The organism is Kribbella kalugense, assembly GCF_004365875.1.
Lineage (GTDB): Bacteria > Actinomycetota > Actinomycetes > Propionibacteriales > Kribbellaceae > Kribbella > Kribbella kalugense.
The window spans coordinates 2,085,558-2,112,433 of record NZ_SODF01000002.1; the positions used below are offsets into that span (position 1 = coordinate 2,085,558).

29 protein-coding genes are annotated in these 26,876 nt (G+C 68.2%); 14 read left to right on the forward strand and 15 right to left on the reverse strand.

Going from position 1 to position 26,876, the window contains the following annotated elements; translation table 11 throughout:
* Positions 1 to 19: 19 nt before the first annotated feature.
* Entirely contained in the window at positions 20 to 766 is a 747-nt protein-coding gene (locus tag EV650_RS27775) for an esterase family protein (protein ID WP_134121917.1), read from the reverse strand.
* Positions 726 to 1,802: an alpha/beta hydrolase gene (locus EV650_RS27780; protein WP_134121918.1), complete on the reverse strand. Its 1,077-nt coding sequence runs from the start codon at positions 1,800 to 1,802 to the stop codon at positions 726 to 728. The genes EV650_RS27775 and EV650_RS27780 overlap by 41 nt, the downstream gene beginning before the upstream one ends.
* A gap of 43 nt (positions 1,803 to 1,845) precedes the next feature.
* Between EV650_RS27780 and EV650_RS27785 the strand changes: the two genes are divergently transcribed.
* Positions 1,846 to 2,208 carry an MmcQ/YjbR family DNA-binding protein gene (locus EV650_RS27785; RefSeq protein ID WP_134121919.1) on the forward strand — a complete coding sequence of 121 codons (363 nt, stop codon included), beginning with the start codon at positions 1,846 to 1,848 and terminating at the stop codon, positions 2,206 to 2,208.
* Between the two features lie 139 nt (positions 2,209 to 2,347).
* Here the strand turns inward: EV650_RS27785 and EV650_RS27790 are convergent, their stop codons facing one another.
* The 3 genes from EV650_RS27790 to EV650_RS27800 are packed head-to-tail and all read right to left on the reverse strand — an operon-like array spanning position 2,348 to position 5,227.
* On the reverse strand, positions 2,348 to 3,133 hold the full coding sequence (locus EV650_RS27790) for a Fic/DOC family protein (RefSeq protein ID WP_134121920.1): 786 nt from the start codon (positions 3,131 to 3,133) through the stop codon (positions 2,348 to 2,350).
* Between the two features lie 4 nt (positions 3,134 to 3,137).
* Positions 3,138 to 3,875 (reverse strand): response regulator, encoded by a 738-nt coding sequence (locus tag EV650_RS27795; protein ID WP_166678349.1) that lies wholly within the window; start codon positions 3,873 to 3,875, stop codon positions 3,138 to 3,140.
* Positions 3,872 to 5,227 (reverse strand): sensor histidine kinase, encoded by a 1,356-nt coding sequence (locus EV650_RS27800; protein WP_134121922.1) that lies wholly within the window; start codon positions 5,225 to 5,227, stop codon positions 3,872 to 3,874. The genes EV650_RS27795 and EV650_RS27800 overlap by 4 nt, the downstream gene beginning before the upstream one ends.
* Positions 5,228 to 5,396: 169 nt before the next feature.
* On the opposite strand from EV650_RS27800, the gene EV650_RS27805 reads away from it, so the two are divergent.
* From EV650_RS27805 to EV650_RS27815, 3 genes are all read left to right on the forward strand, one after another.
* Positions 5,397 to 6,116 (forward strand): M15 family metallopeptidase, encoded by a 720-nt coding sequence (locus EV650_RS27805; RefSeq protein ID WP_134121923.1) that lies wholly within the window; start codon positions 5,397 to 5,399, stop codon positions 6,114 to 6,116.
* 18 nt (positions 6,117 to 6,134) lie between these two features.
* The gene (locus tag EV650_RS27810; RefSeq protein ID WP_134121924.1) at positions 6,135 to 6,506 is read left to right on the forward strand and encodes a hypothetical protein; all 372 of its coding nucleotides are present in this window, start codon (positions 6,135 to 6,137) and stop codon (positions 6,504 to 6,506) included.
* A gap of 88 nt (positions 6,507 to 6,594) precedes the next feature.
* Positions 6,595 to 6,981 carry a pilus assembly protein CpaE gene (locus EV650_RS27815; RefSeq protein WP_134121925.1) on the forward strand — a complete coding sequence of 129 codons (387 nt, stop codon included), beginning with the start codon at positions 6,595 to 6,597 and terminating at the stop codon, positions 6,979 to 6,981.
* Here the strand turns inward: EV650_RS27815 and EV650_RS27820 are convergent.
* Positions 6,978 to 7,688: a YqeB family protein gene (locus EV650_RS27820; RefSeq protein WP_238174486.1), complete on the reverse strand. Its 711-nt coding sequence runs from the start codon at positions 7,686 to 7,688 to the stop codon at positions 6,978 to 6,980. The genes EV650_RS27815 and EV650_RS27820 overlap by 4 nt on opposite strands.
* Before the next feature lie 73 nt (positions 7,689 to 7,761).
* Between EV650_RS27820 and EV650_RS27825 the strand changes: the two genes are divergently transcribed.
* Positions 7,762 to 8,775: an ornithine cyclodeaminase family protein gene (locus EV650_RS27825; protein ID WP_134121926.1), complete on the forward strand. Its 1,014-nt coding sequence runs from the start codon at positions 7,762 to 7,764 to the stop codon at positions 8,773 to 8,775.
* A 1-nt stretch (position 8,776) separates the two neighbouring features.
* Positions 8,777 to 10,192: an aromatic amino acid lyase gene (locus tag EV650_RS27830; protein ID WP_134121927.1), complete on the forward strand. Its 1,416-nt coding sequence runs from the start codon at positions 8,777 to 8,779 to the stop codon at positions 10,190 to 10,192.
* Here EV650_RS27830 and EV650_RS27835 read toward each other — a convergent pair.
* Positions 10,176 to 11,222, reverse strand: coding sequence for an iron-siderophore ABC transporter substrate-binding protein (locus tag EV650_RS27835; protein ID WP_134121928.1), 1,047 nt, complete (start codon positions 11,220 to 11,222; stop codon positions 10,176 to 10,178). The two genes, EV650_RS27830 and EV650_RS27835, sit on opposite strands and share 17 nt — an antisense overlap.
* Positions 11,223 to 11,414: 192 nt before the next feature.
* Here EV650_RS27835 and EV650_RS27840 point away from each other — a divergent pair, with 192 nt between their 5' ends.
* From EV650_RS27840 to EV650_RS27855, 4 genes are read left to right on the forward strand one after another with little or no spacing between them, the layout of a single operon-like run.
* Positions 11,415 to 12,071: a hypothetical protein gene (locus tag EV650_RS27840; protein ID WP_134121929.1), complete on the forward strand. Its 657-nt coding sequence runs from the start codon at positions 11,415 to 11,417 to the stop codon at positions 12,069 to 12,071.
* 33 nt (positions 12,072 to 12,104) lie between these two features.
* Positions 12,105 to 12,452: an ArsR/SmtB family transcription factor gene (locus EV650_RS27845; protein WP_134121930.1), complete on the forward strand. Its 348-nt coding sequence runs from the start codon at positions 12,105 to 12,107 to the stop codon at positions 12,450 to 12,452.
* A complete protein-coding gene (locus EV650_RS27850) occupies positions 12,449 to 12,925 on the forward strand; it encodes an SRPBCC family protein (RefSeq protein WP_166678298.1) in 477 nt (158 codons plus the stop codon). The genes EV650_RS27845 and EV650_RS27850 overlap by 4 nt, the downstream gene beginning before the upstream one ends.
* Positions 12,925 to 13,668: an SDR family NAD(P)-dependent oxidoreductase gene (locus tag EV650_RS27855; protein ID WP_134121932.1), complete on the forward strand. Its 744-nt coding sequence runs from the start codon at positions 12,925 to 12,927 to the stop codon at positions 13,666 to 13,668. The genes EV650_RS27850 and EV650_RS27855 overlap by 1 nt, the downstream gene beginning before the upstream one ends.
* A gap of 1 nt (position 13,669) precedes the next feature.
* On the opposite strand, the gene EV650_RS27860 is transcribed toward EV650_RS27855, so the two are convergent.
* From EV650_RS27860 to EV650_RS27870, 3 genes are read right to left on the reverse strand one after another with little or no spacing between them, the layout of a single operon-like run.
* Positions 13,670 to 14,833, reverse strand: coding sequence for an NAD(P)/FAD-dependent oxidoreductase (locus EV650_RS27860; RefSeq protein ID WP_134121933.1), 1,164 nt, complete (start codon positions 14,831 to 14,833; stop codon positions 13,670 to 13,672).
* A 28-nt stretch (positions 14,834 to 14,861) separates the two neighbouring features.
* Positions 14,862 to 16,406: an aldehyde dehydrogenase family protein gene (locus EV650_RS27865; RefSeq protein WP_134121934.1), complete on the reverse strand. Its 1,545-nt coding sequence runs from the start codon at positions 16,404 to 16,406 to the stop codon at positions 14,862 to 14,864.
* 15 nt (positions 16,407 to 16,421) lie between these two features.
* Positions 16,422 to 17,015, reverse strand: a complete 594-nt coding sequence (locus EV650_RS27870) for a hypothetical protein (RefSeq protein WP_202874945.1) — start codon at positions 17,013 to 17,015, stop codon at positions 16,422 to 16,424.
* An 85-nt stretch (positions 17,016 to 17,100) separates the two neighbouring features.
* On the opposite strand from EV650_RS27870, the gene EV650_RS27875 reads away from it, so the two are divergent.
* Positions 17,101 to 17,577, forward strand: coding sequence for a DnaJ family domain-containing protein (locus EV650_RS27875; RefSeq protein WP_134121935.1), 477 nt, complete (start codon positions 17,101 to 17,103; stop codon positions 17,575 to 17,577).
* Here EV650_RS27875 and EV650_RS27880 read toward each other — a convergent pair.
* Positions 17,570 to 19,660, reverse strand: a complete 2,091-nt coding sequence (locus tag EV650_RS27880) for a thiamine pyrophosphate-dependent enzyme (protein WP_238174487.1) — start codon at positions 19,658 to 19,660, stop codon at positions 17,570 to 17,572. The genes EV650_RS27875 and EV650_RS27880 overlap by 8 nt on opposite strands.
* Before the next feature lie 157 nt (positions 19,661 to 19,817).
* Here EV650_RS27880 and EV650_RS27885 point away from each other — a divergent pair, with 157 nt between their 5' ends.
* Entirely contained in the window at positions 19,818 to 20,486 is a 669-nt protein-coding gene (locus EV650_RS27885) for a hypothetical protein (protein WP_238174488.1), read from the forward strand.
* Positions 20,487 to 20,490: 4 nt separating this feature from the next.
* On the opposite strand, the gene EV650_RS27890 is transcribed toward EV650_RS27885, so the two are convergent.
* Positions 20,491 to 21,354, reverse strand: a complete 864-nt coding sequence (locus EV650_RS27890) for a hypothetical protein (protein ID WP_134121937.1) — start codon at positions 21,352 to 21,354, stop codon at positions 20,491 to 20,493.
* A 9-nt stretch (positions 21,355 to 21,363) separates the two neighbouring features.
* On the reverse strand, positions 21,364 to 22,161 hold the full coding sequence (locus EV650_RS27895; protein ID WP_134121938.1) for a sigma-70 family RNA polymerase sigma factor: 798 nt from the start codon (positions 22,159 to 22,161) through the stop codon (positions 21,364 to 21,366).
* 169 nt (positions 22,162 to 22,330) lie between these two features.
* On the opposite strand from EV650_RS27895, the gene EV650_RS27900 reads away from it, so the two are divergent.
* Together EV650_RS27900 and EV650_RS27905 are read left to right on the forward strand one after the other, a co-directional pair.
* Positions 22,331 to 23,056, forward strand: coding sequence for an NIPSNAP family protein (locus EV650_RS27900; protein ID WP_134121939.1), 726 nt, complete (start codon positions 22,331 to 22,333; stop codon positions 23,054 to 23,056).
* Positions 23,057 to 23,206: 150 nt separating this feature from the next.
* On the forward strand, positions 23,207 to 24,142 hold the full coding sequence (locus EV650_RS27905; protein WP_134121940.1) for a serine protein kinase RIO: 936 nt from the start codon (positions 23,207 to 23,209) through the stop codon (positions 24,140 to 24,142).
* Here EV650_RS27905 and EV650_RS27910 read toward each other — a convergent pair.
* Positions 24,126 to 25,205: an alpha/beta hydrolase family protein gene (locus tag EV650_RS27910; protein ID WP_238174489.1), complete on the reverse strand. Its 1,080-nt coding sequence runs from the start codon at positions 25,203 to 25,205 to the stop codon at positions 24,126 to 24,128. The two genes, EV650_RS27905 and EV650_RS27910, sit on opposite strands and share 17 nt — an antisense overlap.
* Complete coding sequence (locus EV650_RS27915; RefSeq protein WP_202874947.1) at positions 25,202 to 26,857, reverse strand: FAD-binding dehydrogenase; 1,656 nt, start codon at positions 26,855 to 26,857, stop codon at positions 25,202 to 25,204. The genes EV650_RS27910 and EV650_RS27915 overlap by 4 nt, the downstream gene beginning before the upstream one ends.
* Between the last annotated feature and the right edge of the window lie 19 nt (positions 26,858 to 26,876).

Genomic DNA, 26,876 nt, shown 5'->3' on the forward strand with positions numbered 1-26,876 from the left:
CATCACTGGAATCAGGTGATTAGCAGAACCGCGGTAGATGGTGGGCGATCTGCTTGCGCCACCAGGGCCAGTCGTGGGCTACGTCGTACCCCCAGAGGTCGAAGTCGTGCGGGATGCCTTTCGACTCCAGTGCGGCGGCGGTGGCGCGGGCCGACGGGAGTGAGCCGGTCGGGTTCGTCTCCCAGTCGCCCTGGCCGACCGTGAGCACGATGAAGAGGCGCTCGCGCAACCAGTCGAGGTGTTCACCGGACAGGTTCGGCAGGTAGTCGGACGGGTTGTTGAAGTACGTCGCGTCGCCGCGTTCACCCCACGCGTGCCAGCTGGCCGCGTCGTAGTTCCCTGACTGGCAGATCGCGACCGGGAACAGGTCGGCCCGTTTGAACGCGAAGTTCAGCGCGTGGAACGCGCCGAGACTGCAGCCCGTGGTGATGATGTCGCTGACCCCGGGCGAGTCCGAGCCGATCGTCGGCACGACCTGGTTCACGATCCAGGACTCGTACAGCTCGTGCCGTCGGGCCCGGTCCTCGAGCTGGATGCTCCGGTCCGACCAGCTGACGTGGTCGAACGAGTCGACGCAGTACAACTTCACCCGGCCGGCCTCGATCAGCGAGGCGACGGCGTCGACCATGCCGTTGTTCTCGTAGTCCCAGGCGCGACCCTGCTCGCTTGGGAAGACCAGCACCGGGCGGCCGAAATGCCCGTAGCGGATCACCGTCCCGGGGCGGTCAAGCCCCGGCGCCTCCAACTCGGCCTGTTCCCGTTCCATCAGCCCCACCCCAGGTCTGCCTCAGTAGATCCGTCAGCTCAGGATGGAGCACATCCCGCCAGGCTGTGAAGTTATGCATGTCGGGAGTTTCGTCGAACGCCACCTCCAGCCCGAGTTCAGCCAGCCGCGCGGCCATCACCCGGTTGTTGTGCACGTTCTCCTCGGTCGTCCCCGCGGTCATCCCGACTAGCGGCGTACTCGGTGCCGTCGTTGCCGTCAGCACCCGGTCCACGAAAGCGGTCACCTCGGCATAGAACTCGAACCGCGACTCCTGCGGATCGGTCTCCGGCGTGAAGAACGATCCCGATTGCAGGAACAGCCCGGCGAACGTCCCCGGATGCAGCCACTCCGCGTGCAACGCCGCCAGCGCACCCAGACTCGCGCCCATCATCACCGGTCTACGGCTCGTGTACTGCGCCTGGACGGCGGGCAGCACGTACTGCGTGAGGGCCTCGGCGTACTGCGGATTCGCGGCGTACCAGAGGTTGCGGTGGGTCGGCCGGATCAGGGCCAACCGGAGCGGCGGCAGGCCGCCCGTGTCGACCATCGCGCCCGCGTAGTGGGTCAGACCGGCGTACGCCGCGAACTCCGGACCGTCGTGGGCGAGCAGCAACGGCAGCTCGAAGGTCGGCGCGATGCCCTCCGGCGCCCAGAGGTGTACCTCGATCGGGCCGACCGGGGACTCGACGGTCAGCGGGGTGAGCGTGGAGGCGATCATCGGGGCGGCGATCCACGAGGGTTCGAAGTACCCGGGGAGCGGCAGCCAGGAGTGGTCGCCGAACGCGCCGCCGACGGTCCGTGGATTCGTCGGATCGGTCCGCATCCCGAGGTCCGCGATGTCGAACAGGTACTCCATCCGGTGCACCGACGGCCGAGGCAGCCGCAGCTCCCAGCCGTACCCGACCGGCTTGAACTCGAGCAGCTCGGCCGGCAGACCGAGCTCCTGCCACAACCGAACGCCGGTGAACGCATGCGGAGCGTCACCGAGGCGGAACACCACCTCGGCCCCTTCGACCGCGCTCACGACACCAGACATCCAACCAAGGTACCGGCGGGAATACTGACAGGAGATGTCAGTGATGACGTTCTATCGTGGGAACGTGGTCGATCTCACCGACATCCGCGAAATCACCGCGGACCTTCCGCGCAGCTACGAGGTACTGGTCCGGGACCGGATCAAGTTCCGCGTCGGCCAGATCGTGTATCTCGCGGTCGCGGCCGACGAGCAGACCATCGGCCTCGGCTTCCCGCGCGAGGAACGCGCCGCCGCGCTGGCCGCGGAACCGGACAAGTTCCTCCCGCCGCGCCCGTCCGACGAGCGCTTCCAGTGGATCGAGCTCAACCTGGCGGCCGTCGAGTACGACGAACTCCGCGAGCTGATCCTGGACGCCTGGTCGCTCTGCGTCCCGAAGAAGGTCCGGAAGGAATACTTCGGAGACTAAGGCAGGGGCCGTCGGCAACCACCTCATCCTCAGGTAGTAGACCAGAACCATCCTGACGGCCGATGGGTAGCGCGATTCCGCGAGCGACTCTTGAAGCATGACTGGGGACTTCCTACCCCGGCGCCAGAAGGCGTCGGTGCTAAGCCAAGCTGTGACCGTTGTGATTCTGCTCGCCGTGGGGGCGGTTGCGCTCTGGCTGCTCACCTAGTTCACGAGTCGCGGTCGGCTGCGACCCCACCCGCTGCTCCGGGTACGCCGAGGCGTGCAATCGCGCCGCCTCCGCCAGACCCGCCGGAGCCTCCCGCTCGAAGGTGATCCGCTCGAACACCGCGTACATCGGCCACGGATTCGCCCCGGTGGCGATCCGGCCAGGCGGCAGGGTTGCCCCGGCGGCCTGGTCCCACCTCTCCTTGCTCACCCGGTCGTACCTGATCTCGTACGGCGAGAGCTCGGACAGCTGACTGATGAACAGCTTGCAGGCCACCCCGTTCCCCTCCCGGAACGGATGGGCCACGTTCACGTCGGCGTACACCGCCGAGATGTTCTCGACGAACTCCCGTCGCGCCATGGTCGACCAGTCCAGGCCGCGAACCCGCCCGCCGACGTCGTCCAGCCAGGTCGCCAGCTCCTGGTAGGCGAGGAACCCCTTTTCGCCCTTGAACACCGCAGTGTCACGGAACTCGCCGGCCCACTCGTAGACGTCTCCCAGCAGATGCCGGTGGAGTGCCCGGAGATGGGCCGCGTCGAAGGTCCGCGGGATCTCGACGTCTCCACGTTCGATGTCGAGCTGCCGGAGGGCCCGAATTTTGTACTCCGCGATGCGGAGCTTCTCGTAGTTGCGCAGCCCGAGCTTGTTGCGCAACACGTTGCTGTGCGGGCGGATGAAATACGCGTCCCACCGCTGCTTCTCAGACTCGTCGGCCACCTGGTCAGGAGTCCCAGCGCACGTCCGCTTCGCCCGGCCGGACCACGCCGGCCTCGTAGGCGACGACCACGGCCTGGACCCGGCTGGACAGGCCGAGCTTCGACAGCACCGAGCTGACGTGGGTCTTGATCGTGGTCTCGCTGACGAACAGCTTGGTCGCGAGGTCGCGGTTCGACAGCCCGCGGGCCATCCAGACCAGGATCTCCCGCTCCCGCTCGCTCAAGTGGGAGAGCAGCCCGGCCCAGCGCGGATCCGGTTGCGCCGGGGCATTCGTCGTACCGCCGTCGACCTGGCGCTCGAGCTCCATGCAGCGCTCCAGCAGCACCCGGGTCGAGGCCGGATCGACCAACGAGTCGCCTCGGTAGACCGCGCGTACCGCAGCCACCAGCAGATCCGGATCGGTGTCCTTCAGCAGGAACCCGGACGCCCCGGCCCGGACCGCGGCCAGCACGTACGCCTCGTCGTCGAACGTCGTGAGCACCAGTACGGCGGGACGCGCACGACCCGCCTCCCGGTTGGCAGTCGTGATCCGCTCGGTCGCGACCAGACCGTCCATCACCGGCATCCGGATGTCCATCAGGACGACGTCCGGGTCGTACTGCTCGATCAGCCGGAGCGCCTCCTCGCCGTTCTCGGCCTGGGCGACCGTGGTCAGGTCCGGCTCGTGGTCGAGGATCATCGCCAGCCCCATCCGGATCACGCCCTGGTCGTCGGCGACCAGGATCCGGATCGACTCGCTCAGTTCTGCGGCGGCAGCCATGCCTGCACTCTCCATCCACCCAGGGGGCCGGCCGCGACGGCGAGGGTGCCGCCGACCGCTGTGGCCCGTTCCCGCATCCCGATCAGCCCGTTGCCGCGACCGCTCTCGTTCCGCCGCGCGGTCTCCAGCACGTTCACCGGCGGCGGTCCGCCGTTCCCGTTGTCGTCGATGGTGAGCAGCTCACCCTGCGGTCCACTCTGCCAGGTCACCCGGGCCGCGGTCGCCTTCGCATGCACCATCACGTTGGTCAGCGCCTCCTGGATGATCCGCACCGCGGTCAGATCGGTCGCCGACGTCAGCTGCCGTTGCCGCGGCGGAAGGTCCATCGACACGTCGATCCCGACCGCCTTCAGCCGCTCGCCCATCCGGGCCACGTCCGCCAGGTCCGGTACGGGCGCAGTTCCGCCACCGGAGCCGGTGTCGCCGGCGATCTGCGGCGAGGCCGTGTTCAGCACCCGGACCGTCTCCCGCATCGCGGTCAGCGCTTCCTTGCCACTGGCAATGATCCAGCGGATCGCCTCGCGCAGTACTTCTGGTCGCTCGTCGGCGACCCGGTCGGCGGCCTGAGCCCGGATCACCACCGCGCTGACGTGGTGCGAGATGACGTCGTGCAGATCCCGCGCGATCCGGGTCCGCTCCGCCACCGCGGCCCGCTCGGCCGCGACCGCGCGCAGCCGGACCAGCTCGGCGTTCCGCTGCTGCAGCAGGGCCACGCTCTTCCGCCGACGGCGGGCGTCCGCGCCGAGCAGCACCATCCCGCAGATCAACGCCTCCGCGAACACGAACAGCGAGACGTCGATGTAGCCGTACAGGCTGCCGATGTCGCGCGGGAGCTTCTGGTAGCGGTCGCCGTACAGGATGGCGCGGTTGGCGTGGCTGAGGACGATCGCGACCACGGTCGGCAGCCCGATCATCAGCGCGGCCAGGCTGCCCATCGTGAAGAAGAGACAGGTGAAACGCCGTACGCCGGCCGACGCCGCCAGGTACCCGACGACGAGCAGCGGGACGAGGTGGATCTCGGACTGCAGCGCGGCGTCGCTGATCTCGGGCTGGCCGAAGATCGTCACTCCGAGCTGGGCGGCCAGGCCGGTGCCGACCGCGGCGTACAGGAAGGGGTAGAGCACCGATACGATCACGAGCATCGTGCGCGGGATCCGTCGGGTGAACGCGACCGTGGCGACCAGGAACACGCCGGTCACCACGGACACGGCCGGGTTGTGCGGGCGCAGTCCGGTGCCGTTGATCAGGTTCAGCGCGATGAACCAGACCAGCCCGATGACCGCAGCGAGCAGCACATCCTGCTGCCACTGCGACAACCGACGCCAGATACCCATCACGTCGCCCAGCGTAGTCAGTTCGTGTTCGCCGAAGCTTCATCTGCCCGGAGGGGCAGTCTCTCCAACTTTTGGAGGAGGCTCGGCGTCCGAACTGATACTCAGGGCCTACGGCGTGCCGTTCCTGGGACCGATGTGCTGAGCGCGCCAATCCGAGAGGCTGTACCCCATGAGTGACGACTTGCCGCCGCGTCGTACGGCTGCGGTACGGACGCAGTTGCTGTCCGTGATCGGCGTCGTCGTAGTCGGAGCGGTCGTCGGCTCGGTGCTGTTGTGGCACGCGCAGGTAGGGGAGTTCCTCGGCCTGGGCGCCGACAAGGAGCCGGTGGTGTCGACGGTGAATGCGCCCGCGATCGGTGCGCCGCCCGCGACCACCTTGGCCACCCCGCTGCCGACCCGCCGCCCGACCCACCGGCCGTCCAAGACCCCGCCGACCACTCCGTCCGAGCAGACGACTCCTTCTGAGAAGCCGACGAAGAAGGCGACTCCGGTGTCGAGCGAGGAGAGCATCGACGGGCTGTCGCCGAAGCTGAAGGCACGCCTGGCCAACGCGATCGCCGCCGCGAAGTCCCAAGGCGTCCGGATCAGCATCACCTCCGCCCGGCGCAGCGCGACCAAGCAGCAGCGGCTGCTGAACGCGGCGATCAAGAAGTACGGCTCGTACAAGCTGGCGACCCGGTGGGTGCTGCCGCCGAAGTACTCCGCCCACGTGCAGGGCAAGGCCGTGGACATCGGTCCGGCGGCCGCGATGACCTGGCTGAACAAGAACGGCTGGCGGTACGGCGTGTGCCGCCGGTACGACAACGAACCCTGGCACTTCGAGGCGCTCACCGCGCCCGGTACGAAGTGCCCGCCGCGGGAACCGCACGCGGTGGCCAAGGCAGATTGAACCCAAGGGGGAACTCCTATGACCATGACCTACGCCCAGCCCCTGACCCGGCGCTACACCCGCGCCCGCCTAGCCGTGCCGGCCCTGTGGCGGCAGGTGATCCGCTCCAGCGACAAGGCAGACGTGACCGCCGTGCGTGAGCCGGACCGGTCCGCGTACACGCAGCTGGAGATCTACGACGGCGTACTGGCCGCGTTCGAGCGCCGGGACGAGGTGGCCGAGGTACTGCGGACTTCCGCGGACCGGCCCACCGCCGTACGACGGCTGCGGTCGGAATTCGCCCTCAGCCAGCTGCAGGCGAGCACTCTGATCGATCTGCCGCTGACGACGGAGTGCCGCGACCGGATCGCGCACCGTGCCGAGGAGCTGCGCACCGCCCTCGACCGCTGACGCCCTGCACCTGCCGACTGCCCTGCTTCGCTGACCCCGCGGCTCGCCCGGACCTGCGGGGTTTGCGTGCCGTGGGGAGGATGGAAGGGTGATCACGATCGAGCAGGCCGCACGACTGCGCAAGGCCGGGGTGCTCTGGGCGCCCGCGGCAGGGGATCGTTTCGTCGTACCGGACCGGGAGATGGACGACGACGTGTTCGTGGTGAGCGACATGACCGTCGAGGTGCACGACTACCAGGGCAGCAAGGTGATCGGCTTCAACGGCACCACCGAGTGGGCCCTGGACAGCATCGAGCAACGCGAAGTCATCTGGCTCCCCCGCGAAGAGCAACTCCGCGCCCTGCTGGGCGACCACTTCCAGTCCCTGGAGTCGGTCCCCGGCGGCTACCGAGTCAACCTGACCGACAGCATCCACCCGTCCGAGGATGCCGAACAGGCCTACGCCCAAGCAGTAATCCACCTACTGGGCGCCTAGGCCGTCAGGCGCCAGTACTGCTTCTTGTCTCTGTCCTTGACTGTGTAGCCGAGGTTGGTGACTTCGGCGCGGAGTTCGCGAAGGTCGGCTTTGCCTTTGTCGCCCTGGCCGAACGCCTTGGAGCGGACTCTGAGTACGGCGTTCACCGCGGGCGGGAGGTCGGGCTCGTCCTCGATCCAGCGGCGGAACTCGGATTCGTGCGGATCACCGGCGTCCGACCACGGATAGCCGTGCGTACGGAACGCGACCGGAATCTGCTTCGCCTCGGACTTGAGCTGATCGTGCTTCTCCCGAGCCAGCTCCCGCGACGATGGGTCCTGCAGGACGATCTCCTTGCCGTCCAGGAACGCGACCGCGACCTTCTCCCGCGGCACCGTCACGGTCTTCTGGTTCTTCAGGAACTCGACCGACTGGTTGGTGATCGTCACCTTCAACGTGTCGTCGAGCGCCATCCCGGCCAGCAGTACGCCGGCGATCACCCCGATGGCGATGCAGATCGCGACCACCCACCAGCCGTCCCACGAGGCGATCAGCTTCAACGGTCCCTGGAACGGCACCCACTTCTGCCGGGTCGCCCAGTCCGCGATGCGCGGCAGGAAGAACCCGAGCACCAGCCCGACCAGCGGCAGCCCGCCGAACAGTACGACCTTGTCGCCGGTCGAGTGCCCGATCACGGTCCGCTCCGGCATCCCAGTCATCGACCCCATGATCAGAACGTAGCGTGACGGAGTGAGACTGAGGCGCAACTAAAGTATCGACCGACGACACCGAAGGAGCCTCGTGGCTGACGGGATCTGGTTGCGCTTCGTGAGCGGTCCGGACGTCGACGAGCTGGGGCTGACCCGGCTGGAGATCGTGGATGCCGTCGAGGACGCGGTCCGCGAGCACGGTGAGGGCCGGACGAGCTTCGAGCCGCGCGTTCACCTGACCCCGGACAACGGCGGCATCGGCCACTTCAACGTACTGCGGGGACACCTCGACGGACTCGGTGAGCACGGGATCAGCGGCGTGAAGGTGGTCGGTGACTTCGTCCCGAACTACCAGAAGGGCCTGCCGAGCGAGCTCGCGATGGCGACGCTCTTCGACCCGACAACCGGCGTACCGCTTGCAGTGCTCGACGCGACCATGATCACGGCGGCCCGGACCGGCGCGATGACGACGGTCGGCGCGCGCTACCTCGCGAGACGCGACAGCAAGATCCTCGCGCACGTGGGAGCCCGCGGTACGGCGTGGTGGAACGTGACCATGCTCGACGACCTGCTCGACCTCGACGAGATCCGGGTGACGTCGAGGCGGCCCGAGTCCCGGGAGAAGTTCGCGGCAGAACTCTCCGCCGAGCTGTCCACTCCGGTACGAGTCTGTGCGACGGCAGAGGAAGCGTTCGACGGAGCTGACGTCCTGGTCGAAGCCACTCGACTCATGGAGCCCGAGCCTCTGCTCCGTACGGCGGCGGTCAAGCCCGGCGCCTTCGCCGTACCGTACGGAACGGTGTCAGCGGTCGAGCTCGATCTGCTCGACGTGATGGACAAGGTGGTCGTGGACGACTGGCGCGAGGCACAGTCCGGCCGGTTCGGGTCGCTCCGACGGCACGTGGACACCGGACGGCTGTCGCCGGAGACTCTGTACGCCGAGATCGGCGAGATCGTCGCCGGCCGCAAACCGGGCCGCGAGAACGATGCCGAACGCAACCTCTTCTGGCATCGCGGGCTTTCCTTGCTGGACGTGGCGATCGCGCACCTGATCCTCCGCCGAGCCGAAGCAGCCGACATCGGCACGATGCTGCGCTTCCACTGACATGCTGATTACCGACCCCGCGGACGTAGATCCCGCAAGCCCCGAGCCGGTCGAGCTCGCGCCGGAACTCCTGGACCGCCTGGGCGCGATCAGGGCCTCGGCCCTGCACCGCCTCGAGTCCGGCGATCCGGTGTACGGCGTCAATACCGGGATGGGCGCGATGAGCAAGCGCCGCCTGACGGACGCCGAGCAGCGCACTCACCAACGCAATCTGCTGCTGGGCCGTGCTGTCGGCGGTCCGCCCTGGTTGCCGCCCGCTGAAGCCCGGGCAGTCCTGCTCGGCCGGCTTCGAACCTTCCTCACCGGGGACGCTGCTGTCTCGCCGGGACTCATCCAGCAATTGGTTGCCTTGATCAACAGCCCGTACGTACCGGCGATCCCGGCGGAAGGCGCCGGCTCGGCCGGAGAAATCATCCCGATGTCCCACGCCGCAGGCCCCCTGGTCGGAATCGGCCAGCTGCTGGACCCTGCTCGTGACTCGGCTCGGCTGTTGTCCGCGGCCGGTGTGCTGCCGGCGTTCGAACTCGGGCCGAAGGAAGGCATTGCCCTGCTTGCGGGCATTCCCGGCGCGACAGGGCGTGCGGCTCTGCACGCGCAGCGTTCCCGACGGCTCGCGGAGCACCTGACTGCGGTCGCAGCGGGGGCGATCGTGGTGATCGGAGCGAACCGGGATCCGTACCGGGAAGCTGTTGGCCGGAGCGACGAGGTGCTGGCGGGCGAGCTGCGGCGTATCCGCGAGCTCGTCGGCGAGGAGCCCGAGCCACGGAGCCTGCAGGCGCCGGTCTCGTTCAGGGTCGCGGGCCACGTTCAGGCGCACGTATACCGGGCGATCGCTGATCTGGATGCGGCAGTCGAGCGCGCCTTCAACGGCGTGACGGACTCCCCGGCGTACCTGGACGGCGACTTCGTCGGGACGGCCGGTTTCCACGGGATCGACCTCACGGCGTACTGCGACCACTTGACCACGGCCCTCGCACACGCCGCCGAGGTCTCGACCGCACGCCTGCACCGCCTGCTGGACCCGAACGTCACCGGACTCCCCGCCCAACTGGCCAGAGACCCAGGACCGCAAGCCGGCATGGTCTCCGTACACAAACGCGCCGTCGCCACAGTCCACCAGCTCCGCCGCCTAACGTTGCCCACGGCAATCAGTACGGCGGAGACGTCCAACGGTCAGGAGGACGTCCAAACCTTCTCCTGGGAAGCCGTCGGCAACCTCGCCGAAGCCATCCGCCTGACCCGCGAGACGATGGCCTGCGAGCTCCTAGCCGTCCGTCAGGCCTTCGCCCTCTCGGCCAGAGCGATCCCACCATGTCTGCACGACCTCTTCCAGGCGGTCGACGCCGTCGTACCTCCGATCGCCGGCGACCGCCCCTTCGGCGAGGACCTGACCCGCCTGATCAGCTCTCTCCGTTGAGCGCCTTCTTCAGCATCGGGACCAGTTTCGGCAGCGCGTATTTGATCCCCAGCGGCCCGCCGATCGACATCGCGCTGGAGAATTCGCCGCTCGGGGTCGCGGTGTTGATGACGGGTGCACCGCCCCAGTACGCGACGTGGCCGGCCTTCACCGTCGGCAGGGCGTTGAACACCTTGTCGTTGACGACCGCGGGGTCGACCTGGCCCGAGTTGTCGAGTGCGGCCATGAAGATCAGGTCAGCGTTCAGCGTCCCGGTCAGCTCCGGCGAGATCTTCACGTAGAAGTCGCCGTTCTCCATCGCGTCGATCTGCGGGTTGGTCTTGAACCCGAGCGAGGTGAGCAGCCGCATCCGCGGGTCGGACGGGAGCCACGCGTTCAGGCTGTTGGCCGAGTACACGCCGGCAGTGATGACCTTGCCGGCGAACTCCGGGTTCGCCTTAGCCGTGTCGGTCACCAGCGTCTCGGTGTCCTTGACGACCTGCTCGCCCGCGGTCGTCGTACCCGTCGCCTTCGCGATCTCGCGGACCTGGTCCTGCCACGCGACGCCGTACACGTTCTTGGTCCCGGTCGGCGCGGCGATCGTCGGCGCGATCGCGTTCAGCGTCTCGAACTGCTTCTTGTCGTTGAGGGTGTTGACGTAGACGATCAGGTCCGGCTTCAGCGCGGCGATCTCCTCGTACTTCGGCTCCGAGGCCTGGATCAGCTTCGGGGCCGGCCGAACGCCGAGCGCGGACTTCACCCAGCCACGCACCTGCGGGTCCCCGAACCAGTCGGCGCCCGCGACCGGGACGACACCGAGCGCGATCGACGCCTCCATGTCGCCGCCGCCGAGCGTGACCACCCGCTCCGGCTTGGTCTTGATCGTGGTCGAGCCGAACAGGTGGTCGATCGTGACCGGGAAGCCGGCACTCTCGCCGGTGGTCGCGGCGGTGTTCTGGGTGTCGTCCTTGCTGCAGGCCGCTAGGCCGGCGCCGAGCGCGAGTGCGGCGAGCGCGACGGCTGCGACGGACCGGATGCGGGACAGAGCCATGGCGGATGGTTCCTTCGAACGTCGGCAGATGTAGGTAAGCCTAACCTGACTTCGCCTCACGTGAAGTAAGGGGTTGATCGAAAAATCCAGCCCGACACGCAGGTGACGCCGAGTCGCAAGTAGCCTGCATCGGGTCTGCGTCGTTGGCCTGAGTGCGCGCGTGGGATCTGGACGAAGCTTGGAGGAGCTCTGTTGAAGCGGTTCGTGGTACCGCCGAGCTGGCCGTCCCCACCCCGTCGCAGCTGGGTTCCACCGAAGACCTGGCGTCCCGACCCGTCCTGGCCGCCGGTTCCGGACGGCTGGCGGTTCTGGGTCGACGGCAAGGGCAAGCCGGTCCGCGGTCCGATCGGCCAGTACGCCGCACCGTCGCGACGAGTTGTGTACGCCGGTGCCGGCGCGCTGATCCTGTTCCTCGGGGTCAACCTCTGGGCGCTGTCCGCGATCGGCCTGTTCGGCGGGAAGTCCGACGACACGGCATCCGTGGTCACCGGCGACCAGTCCCCGTCGCCCAGCGTGAGCCCCACTGTGACTCCGACTGCGACTCCCGTCGTACCGCGCACGACGGTCACGCCGCCGCTGGTGCCGAAGACGGTCGTGCCGACCAAGCAGGCCACCCGCCGCCCGACTCAAGAGCCGACCCGGGCCCCGAGTAGCACCAGGACCACCGAGCGCACGCAGACGCCCGACCCGAAGCCGACCCGGACGACGACGAGCACTAAGCCCACGACGCCGCGCCCGACGGTCCAGCCGTCGACCCGCGAGGAGATCCTGCGGCAGTACTGCATCGATCGCGGCTGGGACCCGTCCTTGTGCGACCCGAAGCGATGGGAAACGCCGCAGCACCCTTGACGGCTGCGTCGGTCGCGACGCATCCTTAACCACATGGTTCTGAAACCATCTGGTTATGAAGTGGCGTTGACCGGCGTCTTCGCCGCTCTCGCCGACCCCACCCGTCGGGCGATCCTGACCCAGCTCAAGCACGGCGACGCGACCGTCGCGGAGCTCGCGGCACCGTTCAGCATGTCGCAGCCGGCCGTCTCCAAACATCTGAAGGTGCTCGAGCAGGCCGGCCTGATCAGCCGGTCCCAGCGGGCGACCGCCCGGCTGAGTCACCTCGAGGCCGAGCCGCTCCGCGAGGCGGTCGGCTGGCTGATGGACTACCGCGCGTACTGGGCGGAGAGCTTCGACCGCCTGGACGATCTTCTCGACGAGCTGAAGGAGCAATCGTGAAGATCGTCGCGGAGCCCGGCGTACCGCAGGTCCTGATCGTCCGGGAGTTCAACGCGCCCCGGGAGTTGCTGTTCCGCGCGTACACCGAGCCCGACCTGATGAAGCGCTGGCTCGGTCCGGCCGACCTCCAGCTGGTGGTGAACCAGCTCGATCCACGGCACGGCGGCCGCTGGCGATGGACGCAGTACGACGGGGACGGTAAGGGGTACGTGTTCCACGGGCTGTACCACGGGGAGCCGACGCCGGAGCGGATCGTGCAGACATATGAGTTCGACCAGGCGCCCGGGACCGTCTACCTGAACCTGATCACCTTCGACGAGGCCGACGGGGTCACCACGCTGACCCAGAACACGGTGTTCTTCGCGGTCGAGGACCGCGACCTGTACGTCGCCGGCGGCATGGAGCGCGGCATCCGCGCGTCCATGCAGCAACTCGACGACCTTGTCGCCGAACTGGCCGAGGAGGCCCACTGATGATGCTCACCGACAAGCAAGCAATCGTGTACGGCGCGGCCGGCCCGATCGGCAGCGCGGTCGCCAAGCGGTTCGCCGCCGAGGGTGCGACCGTCCACCTCGCCGGACGTACGGCGGAACGCCTGGAAAAGGTCGCCGACGAGATCCGCGCGGCCGGCGGGACTGCTGAGGTCGCGGTCGTCGACGCCCTCGACGAGAAGTCCGTGGACGAACACGCCGAAGCGGTCGGCCGGATCGACGTCTCGTTCAACCTGATCGGCCACCAGCAGTTCTTCGGTACGCCGCTGGTCGAGATGCCGCTCGCGGACTTCGAGCAGCCGATCACGACCATGGTCCGCACCTTCTACCTGACCTCGCGGGCGGCCGCGCGGCGGATGATCCCGCAGGGTTCGGGCGTGATCCTGACCTTCGGCGGGAACGGCGACCCGACCGCGAACCTTGGCGGTTTCCAGATCGGCTTCGGTGCCGTCGAGGCGCTGCGTCGCAGTCTGGCACTGGAGCTCGGGCAGCACGGGATTCGGGTGGTGACGTTGCAGACGAACGGAATCCCGGAGGCCCTTCCGGACGACTTTCCCGAGAAGGCGGCGAACGCGATCGCGAAGCAGACCGCCGGCAGCACGATGCTCAACCGCGCCGCGACGTTGTCCGACGTCGGTGCCGTTGCCGCCTTCGCCGCCTCCGACCTGGCCAGCTCGGTCACCGGCACCGCCCTCAACCTGACAGCCGGCGCAGTCGTCAACTAGCTCAGACGACGTTTCGTTCGGCGCGGGTTGCGGAGTACTGGAAGCGGCGGGCGTCCAGCGGGCTGATGTCGACGAAGGGTTCGCGGCCTAGGTAGAGGTCGCGGATGACCTCGCCAACCGCCGGTCCTTGGAGGAAGCCGTGGCCGGAGAAGCCGGTGGCGTAGAGGAAACGGGAGACGCCGGATGCCTCGCCGATCAAGGCGTTGTGGTCCGGCGTCACCTCGTACAGGCCAGCCCAGCCGCCGGTCATACCGACGTCGAGCAGCGCGGGTGCGCGGCGCGCCATCACTGAGGTCAGACGCGGGATCCACGTGTCCGTACGGTCCAGGTGAAAGCCAGGCTGCTCATCAGGATCAGACATCCCGACCAGCAACCCAGGACCTTCGCGATGGAAGTAGAACGTGCTGCCGAAGTCGATCGTCATCGGCAGCCCCGCCGGCAGAGCCGGGATCGCCTCGGTCACGACAATCTGCCGCCGCAGCGGAGTGACCGGAAGATTCACACCAACCATCGCCGCCAGGTCCGCGGCCCAAGCACCCGCCGCACAGATCACCGCGCCCGTCCGAACAATTCCGCTACTAGTCCGGACCGCGGTCACATTGTTGCTGACAGCATCGATATCGCGTACTTCGCAACCGGTCACCAGAGTCGCACCCAGCCGGCGAGCAGCCGTCGCATATCCGAGTACGACGGACTCCGGCGTACAGTGCCCGCCCGTCGGCGAGAAGCACGCACCGAGCAACCCGTCTGGGGCCACGATCGGCGCGAGCGCGACCGCCTCGTCGACGGAGATCATCCGGGTCGGTTGGCCGAGCATGTTCTGTAGGTGCGTGCTCTCGCGGAACTGATCGACCTGCTCAGCAGTCTCGAGCAGGAAGAGATAGCCGACCTGATGCAGGTCGATCTCCTGCCCGGGCCGTTCCCCGAAGGCCGCGAACGCTTCCAGGCTGCGCGCCCCGAGGGCGATGTTTACCGAATCGGAGAAGTTCGCCCGCACCCCACCCGCAGCCTTGCAGGTCGACCCCGATCCGAGCTGATCCTTCTCCAGGAGCAGCACGCGTTCGACCCCGGCTTCGGCCAGGTGAAAGGCGATGCTCGTGCCCATCACCCCGCCGCCGACGATCACCACGTCGGCGGACTCTGGGAGGGCAGCCGGCGTTGTCATCGGCGTCGGTTGGTCACGGACGCCGCTGTCACGGCAGCTCGAACGAGAAGTCGGCTTCGACGGTCTCGGTGTCCATCTGGGCCTTTTGCAACCGGCCTGAGTAGTCCCAGTTCATCGACTGCCAGCGGGTGAACTGGTCCAGCACCCAGATCCCGCTCTGCCGCGACCCGTTGCCCGACTTCCCGTTCCCGCCGAACGGCAGGTGCGCCTCCGCGCCGGAGGTCGAGTTGTTCACGCTGACCATCCCCGCCGAGATCCCCTGCGCGAACCGGAACGCCTTGTTCGGATCGGTGGTGTAGATCGAACTCGACAGCCCGTACCCCGACTTGTTGCCTAGAGCAATCGCTTCGTCCAGGGAGGTGTACGGCGTGACTCCGACGATCGGACCGAACGTCTCGTTCATGAACAGCTCGTCGTCCGGCTGCACTCCGGCCACGATGACCGGGTGGTAGAACAACCCGTCCGCCGGATCCCCGACGAACCCGGCCCGCGGGTTGTCCGCCGTGACCCGCCCGGTTCGGCCGATGACCCGGTGGTGCGGCCCGATCCACCCCAGCGTCTTCTCGAACCCGGCCGCGAACTTCTCGTCCAGCAACGGCCCGAACAGCACGTCCTCCGCCGGATCGCCCATCGCCGCGTCCTCGGTCGCCCGCCCGAACCGGTCCAGGAATTCGTCGTACACCGACCGGTGCGCGATCGCCGTACCGAGTGAGGTGCACCGCTGTCCCGCCGTACCGAAGCCGGAGAAGAGGGCGCCTTCGACGGCCAGGTCGAGGTCCGCGTCCTCGGTGATCACCATCGGGTTCTTGCCGCCGAGCTCGAGGCACGGGTTCTGCAGATGGCGGCCGCACAGCTCGCCGATCCGCTCACCAACGGCGCTCGACCCGGTGAAGCCGACCTTGTTGATTAGCCCCGCCTGCAAGGCCTGTTCGAGACCCGAGAACGTGTCCGGTCCATCGGCGTACACCACGTTGAAAACCCCGGCCGGTACGCCGGAATGCGCGAAGATCTCGTAGAACGCGTCCGAGACCACTGCGGAGTACTCCGCCGGCTTCCAGACGACTGTGTTGCCGCAGAGCAGCGCCGGCACGATGTACCAGGACGGGACCGCGACCGGGAAGTTGCCGGCCGTAATGATCGCGACCGTGCCGACCGGACGGCGGAACGTGAACAGTTGCTTGTCCGGCATCTCCGACGGCACCGTCTGCCCGTAGAGCCGGCGTCCCTCGCCGAGGAAGAAGTCGCAGGTGTCGATGATCTCCTGGACCTCACCGAGCGCCTCGGCGAGCGGCTTCCCGATCTCCTGCGTGACGAGCTTGGCGAGCCGCTCCTTGTTCGAGGTCATCAGCCGGCCGACGTTCGAGATCACCTGACCGCGCTGCGGCGCCGGCGTCGCGGCCCACGCGACCTGCGCGGCCTGTGCGACCGAAGCCGCCTGGACGAACACCTCCGGCCCGGCGCTACCAACCGTCCCGACGACCTCACTCAGCCGGGCAGGGTTGGTCGACGGGGTACGCCGTACCGCCTCCGAGATCCGCTCGCCACCGACAACGGACAGCACCTCTACGGCCATGCGGCATCCCTCTCGTCAGTCGTGAGGATCCACCCTAAAGGGCACCTTGTGGTCGGGATAGAGATCCGGGATCGGGATCGGCATCCGCCACAGGTGGGAGTCCTGGTGGATCATGCCGTGCCGGATGGCGACGTACCGGAGCAGGCGGAGCGGGCCGGCGATCAGGACGAACGCCAACGGGAGTTCGACCAGCAGAGCGCTGAGCAGCGCCTGGGTGAGGTCGCCGCCACGGTGACTGGTCATCACGTCGAACCAGGCGTCGCAGAGCAGCAGCACTCCGGTCGCGAACGCGGTCGGGAAGACGAACTGCTTGCGCTTCCAGCCCGCGAGTGCGGTCAGGATCAGCATCGCGAGCAGCAGGATGTCGAAGCCGACCCAGGTCGCGACCCAGTTCCGGGCGACGTAGTGGCTGGGCAGGGTGATCGCCAGGTAGACGGTCCACGGGATCAGAGCGGCCGCGCAAACCAGCATCAGCGCGGTCCTCCACTTGCGGAGCCGGTCGATCGTCTGCCGGGTCGGCATCCCGGCCGGGTGGGGCGCGAGTCGCAGGATCAGGTCCCGCCGCTCGGCCGGCGTCATCGTCGCGATCTCTTCGTCCGTCAGCTGCACGTTTCGAGTATGCCTTGTGATTGCATTCACAAGCCATTACAGTGATAGTTCGAAGAAGCTGTCGATGATGACAGGCGGTGTGGCCATGACCAAGCGCAGACCACCAGGTATGGACAACCAGGACTGGGTCGAGTCGCAGATCAAGCTGGCTCAGAACCAGGGCGAGTTCGAGAACCTGCCCGGTGCCGGCAAACCACTGAAGCTGGCCGACGGGCACGATCCCGACTGGTGGGTCAAAGACTTCATCCGTCGCGAGGACGTCGAGACCGAGGCGTTGCTGCCGCCGGCGATGCTGCTCCGCAAGGAGAAGCAGCAGGTCTACGAGAAGGTCCGCGGGATGCGGCGCGAGTCCGAGGTCCGCGAGTACCTGGCCGACCTGAACAGCCGGATCCGGCTCAGCATCCGCGACACCACCGGACCAGTCGTGCCGACCGGCCCGGTGAACGAGGACGCGATCATCGCCCAGTGGCGGATGGAGCGGCCCGCGACGACCCCTCGTCCGCGGTCTGCCGACGAGCGGCCGGCGAAGAAGAAGTCGATCTGGCAGCGATTGTTCAGCTGAGCATCGAGCGGGCCGCTGTCTCGATGGTCTGCTCGCTCAGCAGTACTTCGTGCGCGGCCGCGCCGAGCGGCACGTACGAGTCGTAGCTCGTCACTCGGGCCAGCCGTCCGGTGTAGCCGTGGTCGATCAGCGTGGCCAGGATGCCCTCGGACACGCCACCGGACCGACGGGTCTCGTCGGCGACCAGCACGCGTCCCGTGGTGGTTGCCTCGCGCAACAGATCCTCGACCGGCAACGGCGCCAGCCACCGCAGGTCGAGGACGCGGACCCCAGGCACCCGGGCCGCGACCCGCAGGCTCATCGGTACGCCGTTCCCGAACGTGACGATGGTCAGCTCGGTCCCGTCGCCGTACGTCCGGCCGCGCCCGATCGGCACCTCTTCGTCCGGGTACGACGCCAGCCACTTGTCGTCCCCGTCGTCGTACAGATCCCGCCGGTGGTAGAGCGCGATCGGCTCGAGGAACACGCTGACCGTGCCGGACGATCGCGCCGCCGCCGCACACGTGTGCAGCATCGCGGCCGCGTCGTCAGGCCTCGACGGCGAGGCGATCACGATGCCCGGGATGTCCCGCAGTACGCCGATCGCGTCGTCGTTGTGGAAGTGCCCGCCGAAGCCCTTCTGGTACCCGTACCCGGCGATCCGCAGCACCATTGGGTTCGCGTACTGCTCCTGCGAGAAGAACTTCAGCGACGCCGCCTCGCCGCGGAGCTGGTCCTCGGCGTTGTGCAGATAGGCGAGGTACTGGATCTCGGGGAACGGCAGCAGCCCGGAGACGCCGGCGCCGAGCGCCAGACCCAGGATCGACTGTTCGTCGAGCAGAGTGTCGAACACGCGAGGCGGTCCGTAGACCTTCTGCAGCCCACGGGTCACGCCGTACACGCCGCCCTTGCGACCGACGTCCTCGCCGAAGACCATCGCCTCGGGGTACGACGCGAGCACGTCACTGAGGGCCCGATTGATCGACTGGCTCAGCGTGAGCGGCTCGGTCGATGGCGTGCGTTGTGGCAGCGCCTCGGCGACAGTTGCCTTTGCTGGGAAGCGCAGGGGCGCGGCCACGGTCTCGGCGGAGGCGAGCTGCGGGAGGCCCGCGATCTCGGCCGCGATCCGGAGTGCTTCGGCCTGCTTGTCGTCGTACAGCTCGATGATCTCGTCGGCCGTGTAGCCGGCGCCGAGCAGGTAGCGCGCCGTACCGAGCAGCGGGTCGAGTTCCTCGTCAGCGGCCAGCTCGGCAGGGGAGCGGTACGCCGTCTCGACGTCGGAGCCGGCGTGGCCGAGCAGGCGGACGGTACGCAGCCGCAGGAAGGCCGGCCGCCGGTTGCGCCGTACGAACGTCGCCGCCTCGGTCGCCATCGACAGGGCAGCGTCCAGGTCTGTGCCGTCGGCGTCGAAGTACCGCAGACCGGGGCGCGACCCGTACGCCTGCCGGATCCAGCCGTCCGGCGTGCGCACGCTGATCCCGATCCCGTTGTCCTCGCAGACCAGCAGCAACGGCATCGGCAGCCCCTGGTACGACGCGTGCAGGGCGGCGTTGATCGCGCCGGTCGCGGTCGAGTGGTTCGCGGACGCGTCGCCGAAACTGGTCACCACGATCGCGTCGGCCGGCCACGGCGACGGTACGCCGAGCTTCGCCGACCGGTTCAGCGAGAACGCCACGCCCATCGCCCGGGGCAGGTGGGACGCGATCGTCGAGGTCTGCGGGATGATCGCCAGCTCGTGCCGGCCGAACACCTTGTGCCGGCCGCCCGCGATCGGCTCACTGGTCGCCGCGGCGACGCCGAGCAGGATGTCGCGCAGCCCTTCCTTCGAGCCGCACTGGGCCGCCCGGGTCAGGTAGAAGGCACCGGATCGGTAGTGCAGCAGCGCCGGATCGGTCGGCTGCAGCGCGGCGGCGACGGCCGCGTTGCCCTCGTGGCCGGCCGAGCCGATCGTGTAGAAACCGGTGCCCTGGGACTGCATCCAACGGGCCGCGAGGTCGGCGTGCCGGCTGCCGAGCTGAGCGTCGTACAGGCCCCGGAGCAGCTCGTCGTCGTGCTCCCACGGCGCCGGGGCGAGGCCGCGGACGCGTTCGGCGAAGGTCCTCATCTGATACATGATCCGCGATCACGGTCCAGGTCACAGCTCAGACCACGGGTTGAACAGCGGACGGATTCGGGTGACGCTGGACGGGGAACGGTGCGCAGGGGGTGTTCGTTCTCCGGGGGAGGGGATCTGTGCGGGTGCCGATGGTGAGTGAGTCGTGGTGAATTCGAAGGTGGCAGCGTCGCCGGTGGTGCGGCGGATCGGGGTCGCGGCCGGTCTCGGAGTAGGGACCGCCGGGGCGCTTTCCGGCGTCCTCCTGCTGGGTCCGCTGGCCGCTTCGATCCTGCTGACCGTGGTGTTCCTACTGGTCTGGCCGCTCGCTGCGGTGGTTCGGCATGTGACGGACGACGCGCCGTACGGCTCGGCCACGATGGTCGCGGCTTCGGCGGCGGCCGCGGTGTTGTGTCTGCCCGGGCTGGTCCGGCTGCTGGCTTGGGGTGCGCTGGGGGTGGCCGCGGCGATGGTCCTTGCCGGCCTGTTCGTTTTGATCGACTTCGTCGTACCAGAAAGGCGGCCGCGTCGGCGGCGGCACTCGCGTGAGCAGCGCAGGCTCGAGCGGCTCACCGAGGCGCAGCTTGCGGAGGACGAGAAGCTGATCGAGTCCTTGCAGTGCCCGCTCAGCACCGAAGAGCTCTGCGGCGTCTGGTCCGACACCGCCAACCAGCTCTCCAGCGGCGCCGGACTCCGCGACCGCCAGGCCGTCGCCGAGGTCCGCCGCATCTGTCTCGACGAGTTCGAACGCCGCAACCCCGAAGGCTTCCACCGCTGGCTCGACGCCGGCGCCCCAGCGAACCCTGGCCGCTACCTGCTCCCGACACCGGGAGAGTAGGTAGTCAGAGCCGGTTGTACCGCTTGCGGGCCTCGCGGCTTTCCTTCTGGGCGTCGCGGGCAGCGCGGCGGGCCTCGTCGAGTTCGGCGCCGACGCGATGGACGAGGGCCTGGGCCTCGGAGAGGGCTTCGCGGGCGCGGTCGAGCTGCGTGTCGAGATCCTCGACCTTGGCCTCGGCTGTCTGTGCTGCCGCGACCGCGTCCTCGAACGCCTGCCTGGCCTTCGCCCGCTCGGCGGCCTCGCGTTCCTCTTGCTCGGCCTGCTCCCGCTGGGCGGATTCATGCTGTTCCTGGGCGCTGTCGGATTCAGCCTGCTTGGCCTTGCGGCGGTCGCGGGCGGCCTGACGGCGTTCGTCGGTGAGCGGGGTGACGTTGGACGGTTCGCCGTTCTCGTCGACGACGCCGAACCCGACATGCCGGAGCGCACTGCTCAGCCGGCCCTCGCGGACGGCGTCGCCCGCGGCCGGGTCGACCAGGGCGGCGTCCAGCGTCTCGCGCAGCTTCTGGCCGACGTCGGCACTGAGCTTCTGGCCTTCTTCGCCGGCCAGCTGAGCGGCCTCCTTGCTCAGCTTGTCCAGCAGCTGGTGGCGCCTCGGCGTCAGGTCCCGCAGCCGTTCGCCGTCGAGATCGGCGGTCGCCTCGCGGAACTCGTCGCCGAGCGCGAGCAGGTCGTCGAGCTCGTCCGGCACCTTGCGGGACACCAGGTTCGCGATCCAGGCCGCGACCGTCGGCTTGCGCAGCGCCTTCAGCCGGGTCGAACCGTCCGGGTCGCCGTCGGCCTTCAGTCGCTTGGCGAGCTCGTTGCGACGAGCAATGAAGTCGGCCGCCGGCGCCGCGTACAGCGCATCGGCCGCCTCCTCGAAGTCCACAAGGTGACGTTACCCGTTCTTCGGTACCCCGGTGGCCAGTTCGCTGCGGAGCTTTTCCAGGATTCCGCGGAGGAGCCGGGAGACCTGCATCTGGCTGACGCCGAGCTCGTTGCCGATCTCTTCCTGGGTGAAGCCGTTGCAGAACCGCAGCTGGAGGATGCGTTTGTCCCGGTCGCCAAGGTTCGCGACCGCCGGGGTGAGTGTGTGCACGTCCTCGACCAGGTCGTAGCCGCCCTCGGCGTCGGCGACCGTTTCGATCAGGCTGGTCGCGCCTTCCGAAGCACCCGGCGCGTCCAGCGACAGCGTGTTGAAGCAGCCGCGGACGGAGGTGGCCTCGGCGACCTCGGCCGGATCCGTGCCCAGCGCGACGGCGGTCTCCTCGTCGCTCGGCACGTGACCGAGTCGCTGGATCAGCTCGGGCTCTGCCGCGGCGATGCTGCCCTGCATCTCCTGCACCCGGCGCGGTGGCCGGATCGTCCAGGCACAGTCGCGGAAATACCGCTTCAGCTCACCGCGAATCGTCGGTACGGCGTACGACAGGAACGCCGTCGAGGCGTCCAGCCGGTATCCGTTGGCGGCCTTGATCAGGCCGAGGTACGCGACCTGCTCCAGGTCGTCGGAGTCGACACCCTTGCTGCGGAAGCGCGATGCGATCGATCTCGCCACCGGCGCGTTCAGCAGGACGACCTGGTCCAGACACTCCTGGTGCCGGGGATCGGGTACGGCGTCGGCCTCGAGCAGCAGCTCGTGGGTTTCGTCGGCGATGTTCAGCTTGATGTCTTCGGCGCTGACGGCTGCAATCGTCACGGGAGATACCTCGTCGTGTCGTCGTGCAGTTGGTCTAGTGGCAGGGTCTGAACCACTACCTCCACCAGATCAAACTCGGCCGACGCATGCAAGTACCCGCCTGTTACGGCTGTTTCAAACGACTGTGGCCTGACAGTAACTGTCAGGTTTCGGTGCTTCCCTTGCACCTATGAACGATTGCTGCGCCGTCGTCGACCTGCGCCAGTACACGCTGCACCCCGGTCAGCGGGACACCTTGATCGAGATCTTCGACACGTACTTCGTCGAGGGCCAGGAGGGGACCGGGATGCATATCGTCGGTCAGTTCCGCGATCTGGACGATCCCGACCGCTTCGTCTGGATCCGCGGGTTCCCGGACCTGCCCGCCCGAGCGGACGCGCTGAAGGCGTTCTACTACGGCCCGATCTGGCGTGAGCACGCGGCGGCCGCGAACGCGACGATGGTCGACTCGGACAACGCGCTGCTGCTGAGGCCGGTCCGGCTCAGCGCCGGCTACCCGGCTCTCGACGTACCCAGACTGCCGATCGGCAACTCAAGTACGCCGGGATCGATGATCGCCGGCGCCGTCTACCACCGCGGTTCCGAGGACGACGGGTTCGTCGAGTTCTTCACCGATCACGTCGTACCGGTGCTGACCGCGACCGGCGCCGCACCGGTCGCGGTGTTCGAGAGTTTGGTTGCTGAGAACAACTTTCCGGCACTGCCGTTGCGGGACGAGGTGGTGCTCACCTGGTTTGCGCGCTTCGACGACGATGCGGCGCACGACGACCACCGGCAGCGGCTGTCCGCGTCGGCGGCCTGGCAGCAGCGGGTGCTCCCGGAACTGGTCTGCCGGACCTCGAAGCCGGCGCAGGAACTGCGGCTGCGGCCGACCGCACGTTCTCAGCTGCATTAAATAGATTGCGCGCCCCGCTGCGGGCGGGGCATCCTGGTGCGACCGAGCGGCGGCGAGCGCTGCCTGGACCTAAGGAGGGCTGACGGATGGCCATCACTGTGCTGCGGCATGTCCGCGTCAGTCTCACCTCAAGGTTCAGGAGCACACCAGATGTCTTCCGACGTCTTTCGCAGTTCGCACGACCTTTCTGACAACTTTCCCGACCTAGAGTCCCGCTGGGCCGATCTGACTCGCGACGAGTCCGAACCCGATCCCTCCGACGCCTTCGTCTTCAAGTTCCACTCCGTGGACGAGGAGCTCGGTCCGGATCAGCGGTGGTCCACCTGGCTGGACGTCGAGCGCGGCTCTCGCGGACCTGATCCCCGCCCGGACTGGGTGGTGACGGAACAGGCCGCGATCGATACCGAGCTCGGCGTCCTCAAAACCGGTAAGGAAGCCGACGTCTTCCTGGTCGAACGGTCCGTCGAAGCCATCGGCGACAACCCGGCGAAATCCTCCCTGCTGGCCGCGAAGCGGTACCGCAGCGAGGAACACCGGTCCTTCCACCGCAGTACGGCGTACGTCGAAGGGCGCCGTACCCGCAACAGCCGTGACACCCGCGCCATGCAGAAGAAGACTGCGCACGGCCGTGGCGTCGCGGCCGGACACTGGGCGTACGCCGAGTGGGACGCCCTCAACCGGCTCTGGACGGCCGGCGTCCCGGTGCCGTACCCGGTACAGGTGGACGGCACCGAGCTGCTGATGGAGTTCATCGACGACGGTGAAGGCGGGGCCGCGCCACGGCTCGCCCAGGTCCGGCCGTCGAAGGAGCTGCTCGGTGAGTACTTCGAGCAGCTCCGCGGCGCGATGCGTGAACTGGCCCGGGCCGGGCTGGCGCACGGTGACCTCTCGCCGTACAACGTCCTCGCCCAAGGGGAGCGGATCGTGATGATCGACCTGCCGCAGGTGATCGACATCGTCGGCAACCCGAAGGGTATGGACTTCCTGATGCGCGACTGCCACAACATGGCGACCTGGTTCACCAACCGTGGGCTGGAGGTCGACGATCAGGAACTGTTCGCCGACCTGCTCACGATGGTGTTCTGATCGCCTGCTGCAGGAGGGGAACGAGGGGGACCAGCCGGTCGGGGTAGGCGTCGACGAGACCGTCGAGATGATTGCCTGCCTCGACCCGCTGGTACGTGTGCAGCCCGGTCGATGCGGCCAGCTCGGCGTACCGGTCGGACTGCGGGATCGGGAGCAGACAGTCGTAGGTCCCGTGGATGCTGTGCAGCGGCTTGCCGATCTTCCCGGTCAGGGCGAAGCGCTGGATCGCCTCGTGCGCCTCGGGCCGTTGCGAGTAGTCGTACGCCGCCTCGCTGCCTTGGTACGACGGGTCGAGTTCGCGGGTGTAGATCTGTTGGGTCAGCGTCCAGTAGATCGTGTAGTGGTACTCCCAGAGGAAGTCCGACCCGGGATCGAATCCGGCCGCGGTGATCAGCTCCGGAGATTGTTGCTCATAGCCCCTGATCGCCGATGGCAGCGCCGAGAACGGGTTGAGGTCCGCGGTCCACAGCGTGCCTTCGAGCTCGACGCCCCGGGTGTAGAGCTCCGGGTGATTCTCGAGTTGCCAGCGGACCAGATACCCGCCGTTCGAGACGCCGGCCGCGATCACCTCGTCGGCCGGGCGACCGTAGTACTGCGTGACTGTCTCGCCGGCGGACCGGGTCAGCTCGGTCATCCGCTCGTTCCACTCGACGATCGCGTCACCGGGACGACGGCTGTTGCCGTAGAACTCGAGACCCGTGTTGCCCTTGTCGGTGGCGGCGTACGCGTAGCCGAGCGAGAGCACGTAGTCCGAGATCGCCTTGTCGTTCGAGTACTGCGCTCGCACGCCGGGCGCTCCGGAGACGACGAGGCCGCCGTTCCACTGCTCGGGGAGCCGAATGACGAACTGGGCGTCGTGGTTCCAGCCGTGGTGGGTGTTGGTGTGCGAGTCCGACGGGAAGTAGCCGTCGATCTGGACTCCCGGCACATCCGACTGCGCCGGCAGCCCGGCGTGGGTGGTGCCCAGATAGTCGTCGGGGTCGGTGTGACCACCGGCGGTGGTCAGGTCGTCCAGCTCGGCGAGCTCCTGGTGTTCGGCACCGGGAACGCGGACCTCGGTCACGACACAGCCTTCGCGGCCGCGCGTCCCGCCGTACGGCCGGTGAAGAGACAGCCGCCGACGAAGGTGCCTTCGAGGGAGCGGTAGCCGTGGATACCTCCACCACCGAAGCCCGCGACCTCGCCGGCCGCGTACACACCGGGGAGCGGGGTGCCGTCGGTCCGCAGTACCCGCGAATCGAGGTCGGTCTGCAGACCGCCGAGGGACTTGCGGGTGAGGATGTTCAGCCGCACGGCGATCAGCGGGCCGGCCTTCGGATCGAGGATCCGGTGCGGCGACGCGACCCGGATCAGCTTGTCACCGCGGTAGTTCCGGGCGCCGCGAAGGGCGGTCACCTGCAGGTCCTTGGTGAAGGTGTTGGTCAGCTCCCGGTCGCGCGCGACGATCTGCCGCTCGAGGTCGTCCAGGTCGATCAGCTTGTCGCCGGTCAGATCGTTCATCCCGCGGACCAGGTCCGGAAGGTTGCTACGGACAACGAAATCGGCGCCGTTCTCCATGAACGCCCGGACCGGCGCGGTCGCCCCGCCGCGGGCGCGGCCGAGCACCCCCTTGATGTCCTTGCCGGTCAGGTCCGGGTTCTGCTCCTGGCCGGAGAGGGCGAACTCCTTCTCGATGATCTTCTGGGTCAGCACGAACCAGGTGTAGTCGTACCCGGTCGTCATGATGTGCTCGAGCGTCCCCAACGTGTCGAACCCGGGGAACAACGGCACCGGCAGCCGCTTCCCGGTCGCGTCGAACCACAGCGACGACGGCCCCGGCAAGATCCGGATGCCGTGCATCGGCCAGATCGGGTCCCAGTTCTGGATGCCCTCGGTGTAGTGCCACATCCGGTCCTGGTTCACGTACCGGCCGCCGGCCTTCTCGGTGATCGCGAGCATCCGACCGTCCACGTGTGCGGGCACGCCGGAGATCATCCGCTTCGGCGGCTCGCCCATCCGCTTCGGCCACTGCGCCCGTACCAGGTCGTGGTTGCCGCCGATGCCGCCGGATGTGACGATCACCGCCTGCGCGGTCAGCTGGAAGTCACCGACCTCCTCCCGCGAGCTCGACACCCCACGCGGTACGTCGCTGGGCTCGAGCACCTTGCCCGCGACGCCGTCGACCACTCCGCCGGTCACGGTCAGCTCGTCCACCCGATGCCGGAACCGGAACTCGACCAGTCCCTTCGCGACCGCCTCGCGCACCCGCCGCTCGAACGGTGCGACCAGTCCGGGTCCAGTGCCCCAGGTGATGTGGAAGCGCGGCACCGAGTTCCCATGGCCGTCCGCGTTGTAGCCGCCGCGTTCGGCCCACCCGACGACCGGGAAGAACCGCACGCCCTGCGCATGCAGCCACGGACGCTTCTCGCCGGCGGCCCAGTCGACGTACGCCTCGGCCCATTGCCGGGCCCACTTGTCCTCGTCGTCCAGCCGGTCGAATCCGGCCGAGCCGAGCCAGTCCTGCAGCGCGAGGTCATGGGAGTCCTTGATCCCCATCCGCCGCTGCTCCGGGGAATCGACGAACAGCAGCCCGCCGAACGACCAGAAGGCCTGTCCGCCGAGCGATGCCTCGGGTTCCTGGTCGAGCAGCAGCACCTTCCGGCCCGCGTCGGCCAGCTCGGCGGTCGCGGCCAGCCCGGCCAGCCCCGCCCCGACGACGATCACATCAGCGTCCATGTCGACCATGTATAGCGCA

Excerpts from the sequence above, each read along its gene's own strand:
- EV650_RS27775 (WP_134121917.1), bottom strand. The coding sequence starts at position 766 with ATGGAACGGGAACAGGCCGAGTTGGAGGCGCCGGGGCTTGACCGCCCC.
- EV650_RS27780 (WP_134121918.1), bottom strand. The coding sequence starts at position 1,802 with ATGTCTGGTGTCGTGAGCGCGGTCGAAGGGGCCGAGGTGGTGTTCCGC.
- EV650_RS27785 (WP_134121919.1), top strand. The coding sequence starts at position 1,846 with ATGACGTTCTATCGTGGGAACGTGGTCGATCTCACCGACATCCGCGAA.
- EV650_RS27800 (WP_134121922.1), bottom strand. The coding sequence starts at position 5,227 with ATGGGTATCTGGCGTCGGTTGTCGCAGTGGCAGCAGGATGTGCTGCTC.
- EV650_RS27805 (WP_134121923.1), top strand. The coding sequence starts at position 5,397 with ATGAGTGACGACTTGCCGCCGCGTCGTACGGCTGCGGTACGGACGCAG.
- EV650_RS27810 (WP_134121924.1), top strand. The coding sequence starts at position 6,135 with ATGACCATGACCTACGCCCAGCCCCTGACCCGGCGCTACACCCGCGCC.
- EV650_RS27820 (WP_238174486.1), bottom strand. The coding sequence starts at position 7,688 with ATGGGGTCGATGACTGGGATGCCGGAGCGGACCGTGATCGGGCACTCG.
- EV650_RS27830 (WP_134121927.1), top strand. The coding sequence starts at position 8,777 with ATGCTGATTACCGACCCCGCGGACGTAGATCCCGCAAGCCCCGAGCCG.
- EV650_RS27835 (WP_134121928.1), bottom strand. The coding sequence starts at position 11,222 with ATGGCTCTGTCCCGCATCCGGTCCGTCGCAGCCGTCGCGCTCGCCGCA.
- EV650_RS27845 (WP_134121930.1), top strand. The coding sequence starts at position 12,105 with ATGGTTCTGAAACCATCTGGTTATGAAGTGGCGTTGACCGGCGTCTTC.
- EV650_RS27855 (WP_134121932.1), top strand. The coding sequence starts at position 12,925 with ATGATGCTCACCGACAAGCAAGCAATCGTGTACGGCGCGGCCGGCCCG.
- EV650_RS27860 (WP_134121933.1), bottom strand. The coding sequence starts at position 14,833 with ATGACAACGCCGGCTGCCCTCCCAGAGTCCGCCGACGTGGTGATCGTC.
- EV650_RS27865 (WP_134121934.1), bottom strand. The coding sequence starts at position 16,406 with ATGGCCGTAGAGGTGCTGTCCGTTGTCGGTGGCGAGCGGATCTCGGAG.
- EV650_RS27875 (WP_134121935.1), top strand. The coding sequence starts at position 17,101 with ATGACCAAGCGCAGACCACCAGGTATGGACAACCAGGACTGGGTCGAG.
- EV650_RS27880 (WP_238174487.1), bottom strand. The coding sequence starts at position 19,660 with ATGAGGACCTTCGCCGAACGCGTCCGCGGCCTCGCCCCGGCGCCGTGG.
- EV650_RS27900 (WP_134121939.1), top strand. The coding sequence starts at position 22,331 with ATGAACGATTGCTGCGCCGTCGTCGACCTGCGCCAGTACACGCTGCAC.
- EV650_RS27905 (WP_134121940.1), top strand. The coding sequence starts at position 23,207 with ATGTCTTCCGACGTCTTTCGCAGTTCGCACGACCTTTCTGACAACTTT.
- EV650_RS27915 (WP_202874947.1), bottom strand. The coding sequence starts at position 26,857 with ATGGACGCTGATGTGATCGTCGTCGGGGCGGGGCTGGCCGGGCTGGCC.